General features: G+C 48.4%; 11 protein-coding genes and 1 other annotated feature. Of the genes, 7 read left to right on the top strand and 4 right to left on the bottom strand.

What is annotated here, in order from left to right; translation table 11 throughout:
* Positions 1–4: 4 nt before the first annotated feature.
* From EL633_RS00530 to EL633_RS00520, 3 genes are all read right to left on the bottom strand, one after another.
* Positions 5–1,507, bottom strand: coding sequence for an amidase (locus tag EL633_RS00530; protein WP_246039058.1), 1,503 nt, complete (start codon positions 1,505–1,507; stop codon positions 5–7).
* Between the two features lie 433 nt (positions 1,508–1,940).
* Positions 1,941–5,255, bottom strand: coding sequence for an isoleucine--tRNA ligase (gene ileS / locus EL633_RS00525; protein WP_126625324.1), 3,315 nt, complete (start codon positions 5,253–5,255; stop codon positions 1,941–1,943).
* A gap of 111 nt (positions 5,256–5,366) precedes the next feature.
* Positions 5,367–6,092 carry an alanyl-tRNA editing protein gene (locus tag EL633_RS00520; RefSeq protein ID WP_126625323.1) on the bottom strand — a complete coding sequence of 242 codons (726 nt, stop codon included), beginning with the start codon at positions 6,090–6,092 and terminating at the stop codon, positions 5,367–5,369.
* Between the two features lie 40 nt (positions 6,093–6,132).
* Positions 6,133–6,501, bottom strand: a binding site (T-box leader).
* A gap of 274 nt (positions 6,502–6,775) precedes the next feature.
* Here EL633_RS00520 and EL633_RS00515 point away from each other — a divergent pair.
* The 6 genes from EL633_RS00515 to EL633_RS00490 all read left to right on the top strand — a co-directional run bounded on the left by EL633_RS00515 (position 6,776) and on the right by EL633_RS00490 (position 15,516).
* Positions 6,776–9,640, top strand: a complete 2,865-nt coding sequence (locus EL633_RS00515; protein WP_126625322.1) for a 2-oxoglutarate dehydrogenase E1 component — start codon at positions 6,776–6,778, stop codon at positions 9,638–9,640.
* Positions 9,630–10,949 (top strand): 2-oxoglutarate dehydrogenase complex dihydrolipoyllysine-residue succinyltransferase, encoded by a 1,320-nt coding sequence (gene odhB / locus EL633_RS00510; protein WP_126625321.1) that lies wholly within the window; start codon positions 9,630–9,632, stop codon positions 10,947–10,949. Before EL633_RS00515 ends, odhB begins: the two co-directional genes overlap by 11 nt.
* A 342-nt stretch (positions 10,950–11,291) precedes the next feature.
* Positions 11,292–12,743 (top strand): FHA domain-containing serine/threonine-protein kinase, encoded by a 1,452-nt coding sequence (locus EL633_RS00505; protein WP_161981835.1) that lies wholly within the window; start codon positions 11,292–11,294, stop codon positions 12,741–12,743.
* A 91-nt stretch (positions 12,744–12,834) separates the two neighbouring features.
* Positions 12,835–13,374: a DUF6391 domain-containing protein gene (locus EL633_RS00500; protein ID WP_126625319.1), complete on the top strand. Its 540-nt coding sequence runs from the start codon at positions 12,835–12,837 to the stop codon at positions 13,372–13,374.
* Between the two features lie 123 nt (positions 13,375–13,497).
* On the top strand, positions 13,498–14,379 hold the full coding sequence (locus tag EL633_RS00495; RefSeq protein ID WP_126625318.1) for a sulfurtransferase: 882 nt from the start codon (positions 13,498–13,500) through the stop codon (positions 14,377–14,379).
* Positions 14,380–14,418: 39 nt separating this feature from the next.
* Positions 14,419–15,516, top strand: a complete 1,098-nt coding sequence (locus EL633_RS00490) for a phosphotransferase enzyme family protein (protein WP_126625317.1) — start codon at positions 14,419–14,421, stop codon at positions 15,514–15,516.
* Between the two features lie 91 nt (positions 15,517–15,607).
* Here the strand turns inward: EL633_RS00490 and EL633_RS00485 are convergent, their stop codons facing one another.
* Complete coding sequence (locus tag EL633_RS00485; protein WP_126625316.1) at positions 15,608–17,221, bottom strand: serine/threonine-protein kinase; 1,614 nt, start codon at positions 17,219–17,221, stop codon at positions 15,608–15,610.
* Positions 17,222–17,746: 525 nt separating this feature from the next.
* Between EL633_RS00485 and EL633_RS00480 the strand changes: the two genes are divergently transcribed.
* On the top strand, positions 17,747–18,922 hold the full coding sequence (locus EL633_RS00480; RefSeq protein ID WP_126625315.1) for a class II histone deacetylase: 1,176 nt from the start codon (positions 17,747–17,749) through the stop codon (positions 18,920–18,922).
* Positions 18,923–19,005: the final 83 nt, after the last annotated feature.

Raw genomic sequence — 19,005 nt, 5'->3', positions numbered from 1 at the left:
GGATTTAGTTGATGGTAGGCAAGAATTCGGGTTGGCGGCGTGCTTTTGTGAGCTGCTCGAATGCATAGGCTAATTTGATCAAGGTTGGTTCACTATATGCTCGACCCATAAAAGTTATGCCTACTGGTAGCCCCTGGACGTGTCCAGCCGGTACACTGATAGCTGGATAGCCAGCCATCGCTGCGGGTTGAGTACTGCTGCCCATATAGTGATCGCCGTTGACCCCATCTATCGTCCAGGCCGGGCTACACGTGGGCATGACGAGCGCATCCAACTGATATTGATCCATCACTGCATCGATACCCTCCGTCCGTGAGAGACGCTGACTCTCAGCCAGAGCCTGTACATATTTTGGATCATCGAGTCCAGATGTTGCTTCGGCTTCAATAAAAAGCTCCTGCCCAAACAATACCAATTCTTTCTCCGCATGTGTATTATTGAAGGCGATAACATCTGTTAACGTATGTACCTGTGAAGCGTGGAGGTCAGCCAGATAGGCATTGAGATCCACTTTGAGATCTGAGACAAGGATCGTATTTTCAGCTGTAGACTCCTCCAATTGTTTGGCCGTTGGAATGTTAGCAGGATCAATCAGGATCGCGCCCGCTTCTTGGAGTTGTTTAAGGGCCTCCTCAGTTATCTGGTCTGCTTTAGGGCTATAGCCAAAATAGACATCACGTGCCACACCAATGCGAGCCCCTCGTAGCGCTGTTGGATCCAGAAACTGCGTATAGTCATTGTAGGACTTGCCTGCTCCTTGTTCGGTAGCTTCATCCCGTGTATCTATGCCAGTGATTGCTCCCAGGACAATCGCGGCATCTTTTACCGTGCGAGCAAAAGGACCGACAGAATCCTGGGTATGAGAGATTGGGATGACGCCCGCGCGGCTGGTTAATCCGACTGTGGGTTTAATACCTACTACATCGCAGATAGAGGCGGGACAGAGGATTGAGCCATCGGTCTCGGTACCGAGGGAGACTGTAACCAGATTGGCTGCGACCGCCACGGCTGAGCCTGAGCTTGAACCACATGGTGTGCGGTCTAAAACATACGGATTGCGGGTTTGACCACCACGTCCACTCCAGCCACTGGTGGATGGACGTCCTCGCAAATTGGCCCACTCACTCAGATTAGCCTTACCTAGAATGAGGGCTCCGGCCTCCCGAAGTTTTTGAGCCACGAACGCATCGCGTGGGGGACGTGAATCCACCAGTGCAAGTGAACCTGCCGTCGTCTGCATGTTATCTGCGGTCGCGATATTGTCTTTAATGACGACAGGAATGCCATGTAGAGGTCCTCTGGGGCCTTTAGTGCTTCTCTCGTGATCAAGTTCATCGGCAATGGTCAGCGCGTCAGGATTGAGCTCGATAATCGATTTGAGCATTGGTCCGCTCTGATCGAGAGTATGGATGCGTTCGATATACTGTTCTGCTAATTGGCGGGCTGTAAGCTTGCCCTGAGCCATGGCATCCTGGAGCTCTCCAATGGTTACTTCTTCCAAATGCATATGGGTACCTTTATTTACATGTAAATAATCATCCGTTACTTGCATAACTGGATAAAGACTATGAAAGAAATAATATGCATATAACAGGCAAAGATGTTATATGTATGTTAAACAGGGTGATATTTTGTGAAATATAGATGTAGCGATGAAGGGAAAGAGGGTACATGTATGTAGCTCTGCTGGTGAAAATTAGGAATATTTGGCCAGTTGTTCATTCGCTGCAATTCTATCATTATAGCAAAAGGGGAGCCCTATCAACACCATGACAGGACTCATTTAGTTTTATGATCAGCGGAACTGATCCTGCACACCTCGCGCCTATGGCGCTCGCTGGTTTATGGAGAGCAGGGCGAGGCGGTCGCGACCGCCTCGCCCTGCTCTCCACAAAGTTTCTATGTAGGCAATATGTGCATATGGTGTTTGACTACTGGTTTTAGAGTTGGCTGCCGTCTCTGACATTTTTGCCAAGGACGACGTCGATGGTGTATCCCTCCAGTTTCTTGGCGGATTCTGGTGAGATACGCTCACGATAAACCTCCTCGAAGGAGGGGAAGTCGCGCTGGCTGATTGAAAGCAGCAGGTTTAATGCCAGGGTTTCGGCCATGATTTCTTGTTGATATGGCTGTAAGACTTGAGCTAGATTGATATCTGTATAGAGCGCTAGCCCGATATGATCTTCAATATTAAAGCCGGCTTTCTTACGCATATCCTGTATGAAGTGGATCAGATCCCTGACCATACCTTCTTCACGTAATTCAGGTGTGATCGTGGTTTCCAGGGCCGCGATATAGCCTCGCTCTTCAGCCGTAACAAATCCTGGTCGTGCGGTCGCGAGAATTTGTACTTCATCCGGAGAAAGACTGACTTCTTTATCTGCTACAGTAAAAGTTAGCGTTCCTGTTGTATGTAACTGTGTCGCAGCCTCCTGCGCTTCGTGAGCGGAGAGACCTTTCAGATGAGCCAGGATCTTCTGTACTAATGGCCCAAATTTTGGTCCCAGTACTTTGACCTGAGGTCGCACCGTATAGGCCAGCATCTCACTATCAGCTCCCATCAATTCCAGGCTTTTGATATTCAGCTCTTCAAGTACCTGATCGCTCAGACGTTTGAGGGCTTCCTCCTCAGTGTTGCTAGGAACATGGACATATAAGGCGTTCAAAGGCTGACGAACACGAATCTGAGCTTTCTCGCGGGCGGCACGGCCCAGACCAACGATACGCATTACCAGATGGGTTTCATTGGTCAATTGTTCATCGATCAGTTCGGTACGAACCGTAGGCCAGTCGCACAAATGGACACTGAAAGGTGCCTGCTCATCAACGCTACGGACCAGATTCTGGTACAATTCTTCCGTCAGGAAGGGGAGGAATGGAGCCAGCAACGTGATCATAGTTGTCAGACACTCATACAGGGTAAGATATGCTCCGACCTTATCCTCATCCATCTGAGACTTCCAGATGCGTTCGCGACTGCGGCGCAAGTACCAGTTAGACAGATCATCCAGGAAATTTTGGATGGCCTCGGCTGGTTTGGTCGTGTCATACTGTTCCAGTCCGGTTGTCACGTCACGGATGGTCTGTTGCATCTCCGAGATGATCCAACGATCCAGTTCACTACGACGAGCCACTGGCAGTTGATGTTGTGATGGATCAAACTGATCGATGTTAGCATAGGTCACAAAGAACCAGTACACATTCCAGATTTTATCCAGTGTGCGGCGCGTGAGCATCCATTTCTCACTCAGACGGACCGGCAGGCCAGTCTCAGCCGACTTCTGCATAGCCTTATCGCTCGGGATGGCTGGGAAGTTGAGATTCTGTTCTGGGATATGATTTGCATAGAGCCAACGCATGGTATCTGAGCCAACGCGTTCGGCTGCATCGTCGAAGACCACCATATTACCACTTGACTTATGCATCGGTGAGCCGTCTTCAGCCATCAGAGTGGCATAGCCAAACAGCGTCTTAAAGGGAGCGGTCTTTTCCAGGACTGTGCTCATAACCAGCATCGAATAGAACCAGTTTCTAAACTGGCCCGGGAACGACTCGGTTACAAACTCTGCCGGGAACCACTCCTCCCAATTTTCATGGTTTGTGCGATAATGCAGCGTTGAAAAAGGCACGATACCCGCATCCAACCAGGGATTACCGACATCCTTGATGCGCGACACTTCGCTACCACACTTCTGGCATTGTATTTTGATCTCATCAACATATGGGCGGTGGGGGGTATGACCATCAAAGGTGTCCCAACCGGCCACGGCACGTGCCTTTAACTCCTCACGGTCGCCGATAACCTCAAAATTACCACATTGCTGACAATCAAAGATCGGCAGGGCAAGGCCCCAGTAGCGCTTCTTGGAGATCATCCAATCATCCATATTGCGCAACCAATCCATCTCGCGATCAAAACCGAAGGCCGGTATCCACTGGATCTGGCGGACCACATCCATGATCTCATAGCGCAGTGTTTCCATTGAGATAAACCACTCGTCAACCAGACGGAAGATTAGCTCGGTATGACAGCGCCAGCAAGTAGGATAGCGGTGTTTGTAATTCTGAGGGCGATAAAGTAAACCCTTCTGGGTTAAATTATCAGCTATCAGTTTGCCAACTTCAGAGGTATGTTTGCCTGTCAGCCAGTCGAAGCCCTCTTTGTAGGCGCCAAACTCATCGACAGGAGCTACTACATCTAACCCTAACTCCTTGGAAAGTCCAAAGTCTTCGCGACCACAGCCGGGAGCGATATGCACGATACCCGTACCCTCACTGGCATTGGCTTCCTTCCAGGGAACCACTGTATGATGTACATCCTTTTCCGCTGGCAACTCATCAAAAGGACCATTATACTTCCAGCCAACCATGTCGGCGCCCTTAAGGGTTTCAACGACTTTATAGTCGCCCTTATCATGGCCTTTCAGGGCCTTCAGTACTGAGAGTAGTTGTTCAGCCAGATAATAATACTCGCCATCCTGTTCAACCTTCGCATAGGTCAGCTCAGGATTTACCGCTGCTGCCACGTTGGCAGCCAGGGTCCAGGGCGTAGTTGTCCAGGCTAGCAGGTATTCATTTGGGCGATCCACCAATGGAAAACGCACATAGAGACTCAAGTGGGTCAGTTCTTTATAACCCTCACCCTCGATCTCCATATTTGAAAGGCCAGTGGCACAACGTGAGCACCAGGGCATCACATCGCGTCCTTTATAGATCAAGCCGCGCTCCTGGCACTTCTTTAAGAAAGACCAGATGGTATAGTTATTCTCATCTGAGAGCGTGTAATAGTCGTTGCCCCAATCCATCCAGTAGCCAAGGCGGATTGACTGCTCGGTTTGACGTTTGGCAAACGTAAAAACGCGTTCTTTACACTTTTCCACAAAAGCCGCGATACCATACTCCTCGATCTCGCGTTTGTTTTGCAGGTTTAGATCTTTTTCAACATTGACCTCGACCCACAGACCCTGGCAATCGAAGCCATTCTGATAGCGCTGTCTGTAGCCCTGCATCGTTTTAAAGCGCTGATAAAGATCCTTGTACGTGCGGCCCCAGGCATGATGGACGCCCATAGGATTATTCGCGGTAATTGGACCATCCAGGAACGAGAATTTTTTCTCGCTGTGTTCATTACGGCGTATATACTGCTGGCGGACGTTATGTTCATCCCACCAGTTCTGGATTGATCCTTCCAATTTCGGATAATCAACACGGTCTGCTGCGACAACGGGCTTGAATACACTAGATTTTACTGACACAGTGTCCTCCTCTGCGGCCAAGGTTATAAACTATGGTGCAGCGCAGATATAATGTAGAAGCAGTTGTAATGTGAAAGCATTACAATAAGTGCAATTAAGGTTACTGTTTATTTATAATGAAGATTCGAGCATGATCTCTAAACGTTTATTAATCCTGCCCTTATTCTCGGTTTTCGTAATGTGAATGTGTCCTACCTCGCGTGTATGATTGACATGCGTTCCACCATCCGCCTGCAGGTCCAGACCTACAATTTCAACGATACGTACCTCCGCAATTTCAGGTGGCAGCAAATTAATCTTTGTGCGAACCAGATCTGGAATCGCAAAAGCCTTTTCGCGCGGTAATGAATAGACCCGAATAGGATAATCCGCCTCAACTGCTTGATTGATCTTATCCTCAATATAGTTGATGCGTTCTTTATCCAGATTCTCCATGGCAAAATCCATGCGTGCGCGATCGGGATACATCTGTCCTCCCGTCACTTGCACCCCAAATTCTTTCCAGATCACTCCACAAAGAATATGGAGCGCGGTATGTGTACGCATCATTTGATAGCGAAAATTCCAGTCAATCGAGCCAACGACCTCGGTACCAATAGACGGAGGGGGATAATCCAGCGTATGCCAGACCACATCATTGCGCTTATGCATCGCAATGACGCTACCAGGGTAGTCCTGTCCCTGCCAGGTAATCATGCCGCGATCAGCCATCTGGCCGCCACCACCCGGGTAAAACACAGTAGCATCCAGGGCTACATCATCGCCCTCCACCGCAACAACGGTTGCGGTACACTCGTAGGTAAAGCTATTTGTATGATAAAGGAGTTTCGTTTTCATGTTTTGATCCTTTTTATCAACAAAAAAACCCCTCGTCCGACAAAGGGACGAGAGGAACTCCCGTGGTACCACCCTGATTAGCCCTGCATGACACCTCCCATGCATTGGCTCACTCTATACACTGTATTCCACCCAGATTCTCCAGCGAGAGTTTCCCCGTGATAACGGTTTGGCTCAACTTGTAAAGATAGTCGAAGTGCTGGAACGCCTAAGAGAATGGCAGACTACATGCCTCCATGGTAACGGGAAGGAACCGACTATGCCTACTACAATGTAAGACTTCAGATGTCTTCATCATTCGGCTCGTAGCTCTGGAGTGATATTCAGCGTGCGGCTTGTACCCGGTTTCACCACACCCGGGCTCTCTACAACAAGGTTAGCGGCCTACTGGCTCCGTCATTGCTTTTATATAATTATAATTCTGATATTCGCGCTTTGCGCGCTAGATCAACAGATGACCTGACTCCAGTCTTCGCTTCTTCTATCAGCCGCAGAAACTAAAGTTTATTCTCGTTCGTCCTAATTTCTATAGGTGATAGTACCGTGAATAATTTGGAGTATGGTAAAGTTATGATACCATAGTAAGTGGTAGAATACAATAGCTGGATCAGAGACACGAGCAACGAGGCTCATTCCTCACTTTCGTGTTCCGTAAGTTATACCAACTAACCTAAGGAATATACATGCAAAACCTAGAGAGATTTTATGGTCCAAATGCAGGCTACGTTCTAGAGCTTTATGAACGTTATCAGCAAGATCCCACGTCTGTTGATGCCGCAACACGTACTACGTTTGATTCCTGGAAAAAAGAGGATTCAGAGGTAGCGCCAAAACGAGCGGGTACAGCCAGCGGATCTGCACGTCCCACACCGACCGCTGACCATGAAGATACCCCCGCCTATTCTCGCAATCAAGTCATAAAGATCGTGGCTGCATCGACCTATGCGCACGCGATCCGCGAGAAAGGGCATCTTGGGGCACATCTAGATCCATTGGGAAGCGAACCATTGGGAGATCCTGCCCTCTTACCTGAAACGTACGGTTTATCAGAGCAAGATTTAGAGCAGTTATCGCCACGTGTAGTAGGTGGACATGCCGCGGAAGGGGCAACGAACGCCAGGGAGGCATTCGCAGCCCTCAAAAAAATGTATTCCGGCACTATTAGTTATGAGTTCGATCAAGTAAAGAGTCCAGATGAACGGCGCTGGTTACGGGATGCTGTGGGCTTAAACCTCTACCATCGTGATCCCAGGACGGCAGAGGCGTATAAATTATTAAAACGGCTAACCCAGGTAGAGGCTTTTGAGAGCTATTTACATCAGAGTTATACCGGCCAGAAACGTTTTTCTATTGAAGGCATCGATATGCTGGTGCCAATGTTAGACGAAATTATCTCCGGCGCTGTAGATTCTGAGACAAAAGAAGTTGTCATTGGTATGGCGCATCGTGGGCGTCTTAATGTACTGGCACACGTATTAGGCAAGCCATATGGAGCCATCTTCGCGGAATTCTCCCATGCTAAACATGAAGAGGGTGTGCCACTCACCGACAGTTTCGGTTATGGCTGGACTGGCGATGTGAAGTATCACCTGGGAGCCGAACATCTCTTTGGAGAAGGGGCCGCGATAGACCTTAAAGTTATCTTATCGCCAAATCCCAGCCACCTTGAATTTGTTAATCCAGTTATTGGAGGGATGGCACGTGCCTCACAAGAGATTCGCACGGTCGCGGGTGCTCCCCTTCAAGATGTTGATAAAACCCTCCCTATCCTCATTCATGGTGATGCCGCCTTTCCAGGCGAGGGTGTCGTAGCGGAAACCATGAACCTATGGCATTTACGTGGGTACTGGGTTGGTGGAACGATTCATATTATCGCTAATAATCAGTTAGGCTTTACTACAGATCCTGAAGATAGTCGCTCAACACCTTTTGCAAGTGATCTGGCAAAAGGCTTTAGTATACCAATCATTCATGTTAATGCAGATGATCCTTTCGCCTGTTTAACCGCAGTGCGTATAGCCCATGCATATCGAGATCAATTTCACAAAGATGTAGTTATCGACCTGGTTGGATATCGGCGTTGGGGTCATAACGAAGGTGACGAACCAGCTTTTACGCAGCCACAGATGTATGCAAAGATTCGCAATCATCCGAAGGTACGTGAACTGTATGCTCAGTTATTGGAGCAGCGGAAACTCATTGAGCCAGGTGAAGCTGAAAAAATTAATAAGGATGCCATCGCCGAACTGGAACGAGCCAAACGTGAAGCCGACGAGGGAGTTTATAATCTACAAGAGCAGAAAAATCGTTTACGCAAACGTGTACGGCCAACTCTTGAGCCTGCGGCTAATCTCTCTGGCGAGCAATTAACATCCTACAATGAAGAATTATTGAGTTGGCCAAAGAGTTTATCAATTAATACTAAATTAGCACGTATTCTCCAACGCCGAGGAACCACATTTGGACCTGATGGTGGCATTGATTGGGGGCAGGCAGAAGCCTTGGCCTTCGCCTCGATCCTGGCAGAGGGTACCGCTATTCGTCTGACCGGCCAGGATGTTGAGAGAGGCACCTTTAGTCATCGTAATGCAGTTTTGCACAGTGAAGATAACGACGATACTTATATTCCCCTACAACATTTAATGGATTCGCAGGCCTCATTTTCCATTTATAATAGCCCATTAAGTGAAGTTGGAGCACTAGGTTTCGAGTATGGTTATAGTGTTCATGCTCCAAACACATTGGTAGTGTGGGAAGCCCAGTTTGGCGATTTTTCCAACGTTGCCCAGGTTATCATTGATCAATTTATTGCCTCGGGCCGCGCGAAATGGAAACAGGACTCATCCGTTGTTATGCTTTTGCCGCATGGTTATGAAGGACAGGGGCCTGAGCACTCAAGTGCGCGTTTAGAGCGTTATCTGCAACTGGCCGCGCAGGACAACTGGCGCGTGGCTAACTGCTCAACCGCAGCCCAATATTATCATCTCTTGCGATTGCAAGCACACAATCTTAAGGCCTATCCGCGACCACTTGTGATCATGACGCCCAAAGCACTCTTGCGCAATCCGCAATCGGCATCCAGGCTAGAAGATCTTGCCAAAGGCACGTTCCAGTCAGTCATCAATGATCAGCAGGCACGTCAGCATCCAAACAGTATTCGTCGTGTGGTTCTCTGTACAGGAAAAATAGCCATAGACTTGCTTGCACGCGCCAATCATGACCATAATGATGATATCGCCATTGTAAGGGTAGAAATGCTTTATCCTTTCCCTGGCGAAGAAATCAAAAAAGTCCTGGAGAATTATCCACAAGCGCGTGAGATAATATGGGTACAAGAGGAACCAAAGAACATGGGAGCGTGGAGTTATATGGCCCCACGTTTAGCGGAAATCGTCAACCGTTCTATAACGGTAGATGTCATCTCTCGTCCCGAACGATCAAGTCCAGCGGCGGGCTTCTGGGATCTCTATATAGCAGAGCAAGAAAAAATCATCACCGAAGCCTCCAGTTTGTCGCTGAAACAGCCCGGAGGAAACTATGTCCGTTGAAGTTCATGTCCCTGAACTGGGAGAATCTATAGTTGATGCAACCATCGCATCCTGGTTAAAAAAAGAGGGTGACGCCGTCAAACGCGGTGACACCCTCGCAGAACTCGAGACTGATAAAGTTAATGTTGAAGTGAACGCTGACCAGGATGGCGTCCTTCAAAAAGTATTAAAGCAGGTGGGGGATGTGGTAGGAGTAGGGGAGGCTATTTGCATTATCGGCGAAGGAACTGCAAGCGCTTCAGCCACTAATGGATCGGCTCCACAAGCAGTTGCGACCGAAGCTTCGCCATCCAACCCGCGTGAGACAAGTCCAACGAACACGGGAAATGGAGCGACCGCAGCATTTTCGGATACGCAGCGTCCACCTTCGCCGCTGGCACGTCGGATCGCGGCAGAGCATCACGTGGACATCTCACAAGTACGTGGAAGTAGTCCTCATGGACGTGTAACCAAAGAAGATGTGATTACCTATCTGGAGCAAAGCACGCAGCCAACAGCGCCTGCTGAGACCGGTGTTGATCCTGTCAGTGCGGCAGCCCAGCCTGCGCCACAGAAGGCGGCCCCAGCAGCAGTTCAAGCTGGTAGTCAGCCGTCAGCAGATGAGAGTAATGGACGTGTCGAGCGCATCCGCATGTCACGCCGGCGTCAGACCATCGCCCAGCGTCTGGTTGAAGCTCAGCACACAGCCGCCATGTTGACCACCTTCAACGAAATCGACATGAGCGCGATTATGGATGTTCGTAATCGGCGTAAAGATGCATTTAAAGAAAAGCATAATGTTTCCCTTGGCTTTATGTCTTTCTTTACGAAAGCCGCGGTTGGAGCCCTGAAAGCCTATCCACGTTTGAACGCCGAAATTCAAGGCACCGATATTTTGCTCAAGCACTACTACGACATCAGTATCGCCGTCTCGACCGATGAGGGATTAGTGGTACCAGTCGTGCGAGATGCAGATCGTAAGGGATTTGCGCAGATTGAGCGTGAGATTGCCGAACTGGCTAAAAAAGCGCGTGCTAATACACTTTCCCTGGCTGACCTGCAAGGAGGAACATTTACCATCACCAACGGTGGTATTTTCGGTTCTTTGCTCTCAACACCCATTTTAAATGCACCCCAGGTAGGTATTCTTGGCATGCACAAAATCGAACAACGTCCCATTGCCCTCAATGGTCAGGTTGTCATTCGACCGATGATGTATGTCGCACTCTCTTACGACCATCGCATCGTAGATGGTAGTGAAGCTGTGCGTTTTCTCGCCACTATCAAAGAATTGGCCGAAGATCCAGAGTCCCTCCTTCTCGAAGGGTAAACGTATCTTTTATTTCTCTCGACATGTCGCGTTTATACCTGTATAATCAGGAAGATAGAGAAGAAATAACGTACGACTGATCTGGCTTGCAGACTGATCCAAAAAACTTTCTGCAAGCCGGCAGGGCTAAAGTTTATCTTTCATTCTTCAGGATACACACGAGTAAGCCAGTGTTAAAAGGCAACCGGACATAAATGTTCCGGATAGCAACCATCTTGACCATCCTACTTGACAAGCGACGCAAAAAAGCATGGAATGAGTCATGGAAGATATATTGCTTACAGTGGATACGCTGGTAATGTTATAGATCACAAGGTAGGAATAGAGGGAGTCGTCAGGGTTATGCAACCAGGAAATAACTATCCTCAACAAGCAGCGAACAGTGGCGATATGGGCTCACTCATCGGAAAATCGTTGGGCCAGTTTCGTATTGTCGAACGCATTGGTACTGGTGGTATGGCGACGGTCTTCAAAGCATATCAGCCAACCCTTGATCGTTATGTGGCAGTCAAAGTTTTGCCTGCCTATCACGCGCGTGATCCTATTTTCGTCAAACGCTTTGTCCAGGAAGCTCGTTCTGTCGCGAAACTTGCGCATCCCAATATCGTGCAAATACATGATTTTGGTGAGCAGGATAATATAACATATATCGTCATGGAATATGTTGATGGAGGCACGCTCAAAGATCGTTTAAAACAGGCCCTACCAGTTCCAGAAGCCGTTGATTTTATCATTCAAGGGGCCGAAGGTTTGGATTGTGCTCATCGTAACAACATTATCCATCGTGATGTTAAGCCAGCTAATATGTTATTGCGTCGTGATGGGCATCTTTTACTCTCGGATTTTGGTATTGCTAAAATTCTTGAAGAAGCGACCAGCTTAACGCGTGTTGGCACAGGAATTGGCACACCGCAATACATGTCACCGGAGCAGGGTATGGGTCAAAAGGTAGATCGTCGGAGTGATATCTACTCGCTTGGTATTGTATTATTTCATTGCCTGACAGGACGTGTCCCATATATTGCGGATAGTCCATTGACTATTACAGTCAAGCATATGAACGAGCCATTACCTATTGACCTGATGGTAGCTGAAGGTGTTCCTAATCCTATTATTCAAGTGGTACAAAAAATGACCGCCAAGCAGGCGAGTGACCGTTATCAGTCAGCTGACCAATTAATTGAAGCCCTGACTGGTGCTCTGGCGGCCTCTAATTTATCTATGCCACGCATGTATCGTGTCCCACCGATCTCACAGGCAGGAAATAGTGGCTTTAACGGTGGGGCATCAGGTACTTCCCTTGGGGATGTAAATCAAGGGCGTAGCGGCTCACTGGGAGGGGTACCGTCCGGAGCTGCCCATACAGTTGCCTGTTTCCGCTGCGGTACCGTTAATCCAGACTCGCGTCTCTTTTGTACGACTTGTGGAGATGAGCTTGCTAACGGTCGAGCCAGCAAAGATACCTATCTCGTCAATGGACGTCCCGTATTAGCACGTTTAACATTGCAGACGGGTCAATCGGGCCTACAGGGACGGTCTTATCGCTTCCATCAAGATGTGACCACCATTGGACGAACCAATGGCAATGACATGATTATTCCTGGCCGTTCCGTCTCACGTCGACATGCACGTCTCTGGTTTAGTGATGGGCATTGGTATCTAGATGACGTGGGAAGTTCTAATGGAACCCTGGTCAATAGTGTACGAATTTTCCAGGCGGTTATGCTCAATGATGGAGATACCATCAACTTTGGGGACGAGATAGTCGTATTCAATATAACGTATGGTCCTTAGTGATCCTGATACGGAAGCAAGCAGGAGGTAATAAGAGGACAAATTGTTCTTATTGTTCAATGCCACCTGCTCCTATGGAAGGATAAAAGGTATGAGTTCTATTAATCCCGTTGTCCAGGTTGCACAACAAATGCTCCTGGGAGGTGCTGTAAAACAGAATCATGCACTAGAGCATGCTACTATCGTCCTACTCTCCCGAAAATTCCCAGAAGTTCGTTTCTCGGGTATCTCCTTCGCAGCCGGTTTTTTTGTCTTTGGCGATTTACCGACTGAAGCTATTCTGCCAGCGGCCCAGGAAGCCTTACAGCTATTAAGGACCACGCAGCCAGAACTGGCAGTGCATGAGCGTTGCGGAACAAACCTGGCTGTCTCTGGCCTGTTAACCGGCCTTTCCTCGATGGCTGTGGCTAAACTGCGCCGTCCTTACAGTACCGCAAACAATGTCATTCTTGCCTCAACCGCCGCACTTGTATTGGCGAGGCCACTGGGAATGGTGGTACAACGCTATGTCACCACACAAACACCTAATTCATCAATGCGCATTCTAGATGTCAAACCAATGACCGTCCTGGGATCTCCGGCACATTTTGTGAGTACCGATAATCCTGATGCAGCCGGGTTGTTTGCCTAGTGTCTGTTGTACCAGATTCTGGTGAAACGCATGTACAATGTAAGCAGGAAGGGTGAGAGGGACGTGGTGAGCATGCATTCACGATCCACTTTAGGGATCCTGCACTAGAGAGGAAAAACTATTATGGAACAAGAGCCTCGTGCTCAATATCTGGCGGACAGTTCATGGCTTGAAGAAAATCTTTTTGATCCAGCCATCCGTGTCGTTGATATGCGTGGTTATGTGCGCACAGTAGTCAAAGATGGGCAGCAAGAGGCTGTATATGTTGGAGCACCAGAGGAATATGCGCAGGAGCATATTCCTGGTGCTATCTATCTTGACTGGACCCAGGATATTGTAGACCAGGATGATCCAGTTGAAGCGCAACTGGCGCCGGCTAAAAAGTTTGCGGAGGCCATGGCAAAAGCTGGCATCGGTGACCAACATCTGGTAGTTGCCTACGATACCCATCCCGCTTCACAATTTGCAACGCGTTTATGGTGGGCATTACATTATTATGGACATACACGTGTGGTAATTTTAAATGGAGGCTTTGCAAAGTGGAAACGTGAGGGAAGGCCTGTAGACCATATAAAGCCGAACTATCCACGTGCCACTTTTACGCCTGAAGAACAGCCACAACTGCGTGCCACGGCCGAAGACGTGTTAAAAATGATCAAGCAGAGCGGAGTCACACTGGTAGATGCACGTGACAGTGGTCAGTATACCGGTGCTGTTGTACGTGGCGAAGGTCGTCGAGGGCATATTCCTGGTGCCTTAAGCCTGCCGCGTGAGATGCTTATTAATCCCGAGGACGGAACGTTCCGTTCGAATGAGGAATTGCAGCATATTTTCGCAGAGGCTAATGTAGTGCCGGACAACCGTATCGTCGCCTATTGTAATGGTGGTGTAGCGGCGACTACTGTACTGTTTAGCCTGGCCATGCTAGGATATCCACAGTTAACCAACTATGATGGCTCCTGGAATGAATGGGGAATCCATCAGGATCTCCCAGTAGAAGTCTGATAGAAAGATAAAGAGCAGGAGCTACGAAATCAGGAACCCATGAACGAATTTGAACAACACGAAACAGAAGATAATGGCATTGAAGAAAACCTGCTTGACCTCAATGAGGTCATGCAGGCTTTCGGCATTTCTAGCTGGAAAAATTTAGGACCATTAGACACGGGCAATATCAGTCATCTCAGCCTGGCTGTTGAAATCGATGGACAAAAGTATGTGCTGAGAGAACGCCCTGAAGGGCCGCTGGGAGAAAACGTCGATTTTCGTTATGCTTTTCAGCAGCACTTGCAAGCCTCAGGTATACCTGTGCCATCCTTTCTAAGCACACCGCAGGGACAGCCAACAGTGCAGATCGGTGACGACTTTTTTGAAGTGCAGCAACAAATTGGTGGTGAGCTATTTAGTACCGCCAGTTTGCGTAGTCTGGACTGGGTAGAGTCAGCGGGTACAATGTTGGGGCGCATCCACCAGGCCTCACGACGCTATCAGGGTCCCCAGAATCGCTGGCCAGTTGAGGCCCAGATGGGTAGTGTCGTTCAAGGCTACCTTAATCTGACTCGGAATAAGGCTAATGAAAGTTCACTGCAAGCTGTTTCATCAGGTTTGCAGGAATGGGCGCAGCAGTGGGAAGCGATTCTGCCGCAGGCTATGATGTCGATTGGGAGCAATCATGGATTGCCAGAGTTTCATATCCATGGTGACTATCACGCTCTAAATTTACGTTTTGGTCCATTTGGTGTCAGTGCTGTTACAGGCCTGGAAGCAGCACGCTGGGAGAAGCGTATCTTTGAAGTAGCATACGCGCTGTTCTACTTTAGTGCCCTGACCTGGTTACCCGGCAGTGAGGTTACTCCTCCACTGGTTAAGCGCGGTATGGAACCTGAGCGCGTAGGCAGATTCCTGAAGGGATATAAAGAAATTTGCCCTCCGAGCAAAGGAGAGGCCACATTATTGGTTGATGCTCTGACACTTATTGCTCCTATTGCAACCTTGAATGGCCCATTAGAAGATCTTTTTTACGCTGAAGAAGAGGATGAGAGCGCAGTTATAGATGATGTGCTGGAAAGGTTAACCTGGGCAACATCTTTGCCCGCCTGGTTAGGACGTGTACGCCGCTCATTTGCAGATATGTGGGAATAACATTTACCGGCAATATAAAGAGAAAAGCTCTACATCGTGTTATGTAGAGCTTTTCTCTTTATATTGCCAGACCACTAATGTAAGATAAAGATTATCCATGGTGCAACAAAATAAACGCAAGGATTATAATAACAAGCACAAGGGCAATCCCACCGATAATAAGCCAGCGCGAATTATCAGAACCATTATTTTGGGTTGTTCCTGGATGAGATGTTGTTCGTCTGGCAGGTGGGACATTCCCATTTTGTAAGTTTGATTGAAATGATTGAGCAGGCATCGCCATGGCCTGCGCCTGTTGTGACGATCCTTGTGGATAAGAATTATAGCCGGCAGAGGGTGTTGATGGAGGCATTGGCGTACTATTGCGCTGTTGGCTCGAAGAGCCACTCAATGCAGCCTGGTGCATCTGTTCCTGCGACATAATTAATGTCTGATCAGCTTGAGCTACGGCCGTACTTGCGTGTTGAGTTGGTGGATTTATATGGTTGCCTGGATTAGTCAAAGACAGGCCACAACGTGGGCAGAAAGCGGCATTTGGTGCCAGTGGATTGTGGCAGCGTGGGCAGACATGCGCCGCGCCCCTTGGTGATTGTTGAGAAGGAGGAGCCACTGCTGGTGGTGTATTAGCTGGACGCATAGCATCTTTACCCATCTGGAGAGCATCATAGATCTCAGCCAGATCGGGCTGGGTACTATTAGGATCCTTTGGCCTGTTAGGAGTAGGTGGCTGAGGTAAAGCAGCGATCACATTTTTTAGATCATTTGCGAAATCTGCCACAAACTGATAACGATCCCTGGGGCGCAAAGCCATAGACTTTTGAATGATATGGTTGAGCGAATTAAGTATCTCTGGGGGAAGCGTCCCAAGTTGAGCAATATGGTGAGAGTGACGTGGAGCCGGTTTAGAAGGCTTGGTCACGCCCAGGCGAAACTGGCGGGCAGCATTGGCCTCAGGACTTTCCTCAGGTGGATTATTGGCCAGATGGTCCTGTAATGAAAGCAGATCAGGGCGACCTTGTTGAATCGATTGGTTGCGATTCGAGACACTTGCGGGCTCGGTAGCAGTCAAGGCAAAATAGAGAGTCCCACCGAGAGCATATACATCGGAGCGAGCATCCGTGCCCGTACCACCAGGATACTGTTCAGGAGGGGCATAGCCGGGAGTTCCCTGGTGGCGAATAAAGAATAATGTACGGGCGCCATCAGCCACTGCTTTCGCATTGCCAAGGTCCACCAGCACAGCAGTTCCACTGGGAGTAATACGAATATTATCCGGTTTAATATCGCGATGAATGACAACCGGACGCTGGCTATGCATAAACATAACACCATCGCAGATCGACAAAATCCAACTCAGTATTTGCGGTATAGGGATCACTCCGTTGCGCTGTCGGGTCACACGAATCAAATCTGTTAAATCGTCGCCCTCAATATAGCTCAGGACCACATAGTAGCGTCCGCGCTCAATGAAGCTATCCATAAAAGCCGGAAGATTCGGATGATGTAACTGACTAAGGACGCGAGCCTCATGTTTCAGTTGTTCCTGCCCGCTTGCTCCCGTCACTAAATATTCTTTGACTGCCGCTTGCTGATTTGTCATCTGGTCATGTGCCAGGTAGACGTGACCAAAGCCACCACTACCTAAAACACGTTCGATACGATAACGTCCATGCAGTATCGTACCAGATGGGACTGTCTCTATCATTCGTTCCTCCAGTGAAATGCCCTGCCTTATTAACGGAGAACCTTAAAAATATTGGTGGATGAAGTTGCCAAATTGCAATAAATATCCTTCTCCACCATAAACGCACCTTTCGATGATTAAATGATGATAATCATCTATGTTCAGGCGTAAAATCCCCATAACTTATCAGGGGCTCAAAATATTCAACTGTGAATAAAAAACATACGTGACGAGGAGACCATCTATCGTGATGCAAAGCAGGACGATTTTTTAAAGGTTGCTCAGGCCGCTTTCACGCCCGCATTCGCATTATACACTAGTTCGGGAAACATGTACACGCTGTGGGCTCCATGTAGGACTACTTTATCGTATCATTGTAAATACTAATGTTCTGTTTGAAACCTGCCTCACTTCTTAATACGTTTGAGTATTGTTTTTTAGTGAGGTTGGGAGATCAATGTCCCATCTCTCAGGTAAGATTGAAATAAAGTCGCATACCTTTCTCTGTATATTAGAACATTCTTTTCATCTGAAGGGAAGCCAGCTATGTTGGACATAACCTATTATCCTATACGGCGTTCAGGTCTGATCTATGATCAGCGTTTTTTAGCGCATGATACGGGTACTGAATCTACTGTAATTACTCGTCACGGTTCATTTGAACTCACGCCAGAGCCACATCCGTCATCCTCTATGATTATACGCCGTACCAAAGAGTTTTTAGATGGTACAGCTTTGAGTGCTCAGATGGCTCCTCTGATAGCTCGTCCAGCCAGTGAGAGCGAGCTGACCAGTTATCACACACCTGAGTATATTGCTGGCATTCGCACCTGTGCCGAACGTAGCATGCGCGGACCTCTCAAGGCTAGATGGGGAGAAATTGACGACGAGACTGTTTTAAGCCCTGGCTCATTTGATGCCGCGCTCTATGCGGCCGGAGGAGCATTGAATGCCGTGCAGGCCGTCTTAGAAGGTAGCGTAGACAATGCATATGCTCTCTTGCGGCCTCCCGGGCATCATGCTATGCGCAACCAGGCTATGGGCTTTTGTATCTTCAATAACGTGGTTCTGGCGGCCAACTATGCGCGCAAAACATATGGATTAGAGCGCATCATGATCGTGGACTGGGATGTACATCATGGCAACGGTACCCAGGACGCATTCTATACAGATCCTAATGTCCTTTTCCTTTCTTTGCACCAGCAGGACTGGTTTCCTGAAGGCAGTGGAAAGCTTGAACAGGTAGGAGAAGGCGCTGGAGAAGGCTACACCGTGAATATTCCTCTGCCACCAGGAACAGGTGATCGTGGTTATCAGGCTGCCTTTGAGCAGCTTGTATTGCCTATCGGACGCCAGTATCGTCCACAACTATTGCTCGTCTCAGCAGGACAGGATGCCAGCTGGCTAGACCCACTGGCTCAAATGATGATGACCATGGATGGTTATCGTAGCCTGGCTGCAATGATGGTTGATTTAGCGGCCGAAGTCTGTGAAGGACGACTTGTCTTTTTTCATGAAGGTGGTTATAGTGCTCCCTATGTGCCTTATTGTTCAGTTGCTGTGGTTGAGGCATTGATGGGTGTTGATGCTGGGATTATTGATTTATACGACAAAGCACCTGAGCTGCATAGTTGTCAGACGGCTTTTAGTAATGATTCCCGGCAAGCCTTGCAAGCCGCACGTAAATGGCATCAGCGGTGGTGGAATTTACATTGCGAGTAAAGTATCGAGTACGGCCAGGGAAAAGCAAGGCGCAAGATAATCTCGTCTCTTGCCTTTTCCGCTTTGGCTGTGCATAATGTGCA

Origin of the sequence: Dictyobacter alpinus (assembly GCF_003967575.1) — a bacterium.
In the GTDB taxonomy this organism is placed as follows: domain Bacteria; phylum Chloroflexota; class Ktedonobacteria; order Ktedonobacterales; family Ktedonobacteraceae; genus Dictyobacter; species Dictyobacter alpinus.
This window is presented reverse-complemented; position numbering and strand designations above follow the sequence as displayed.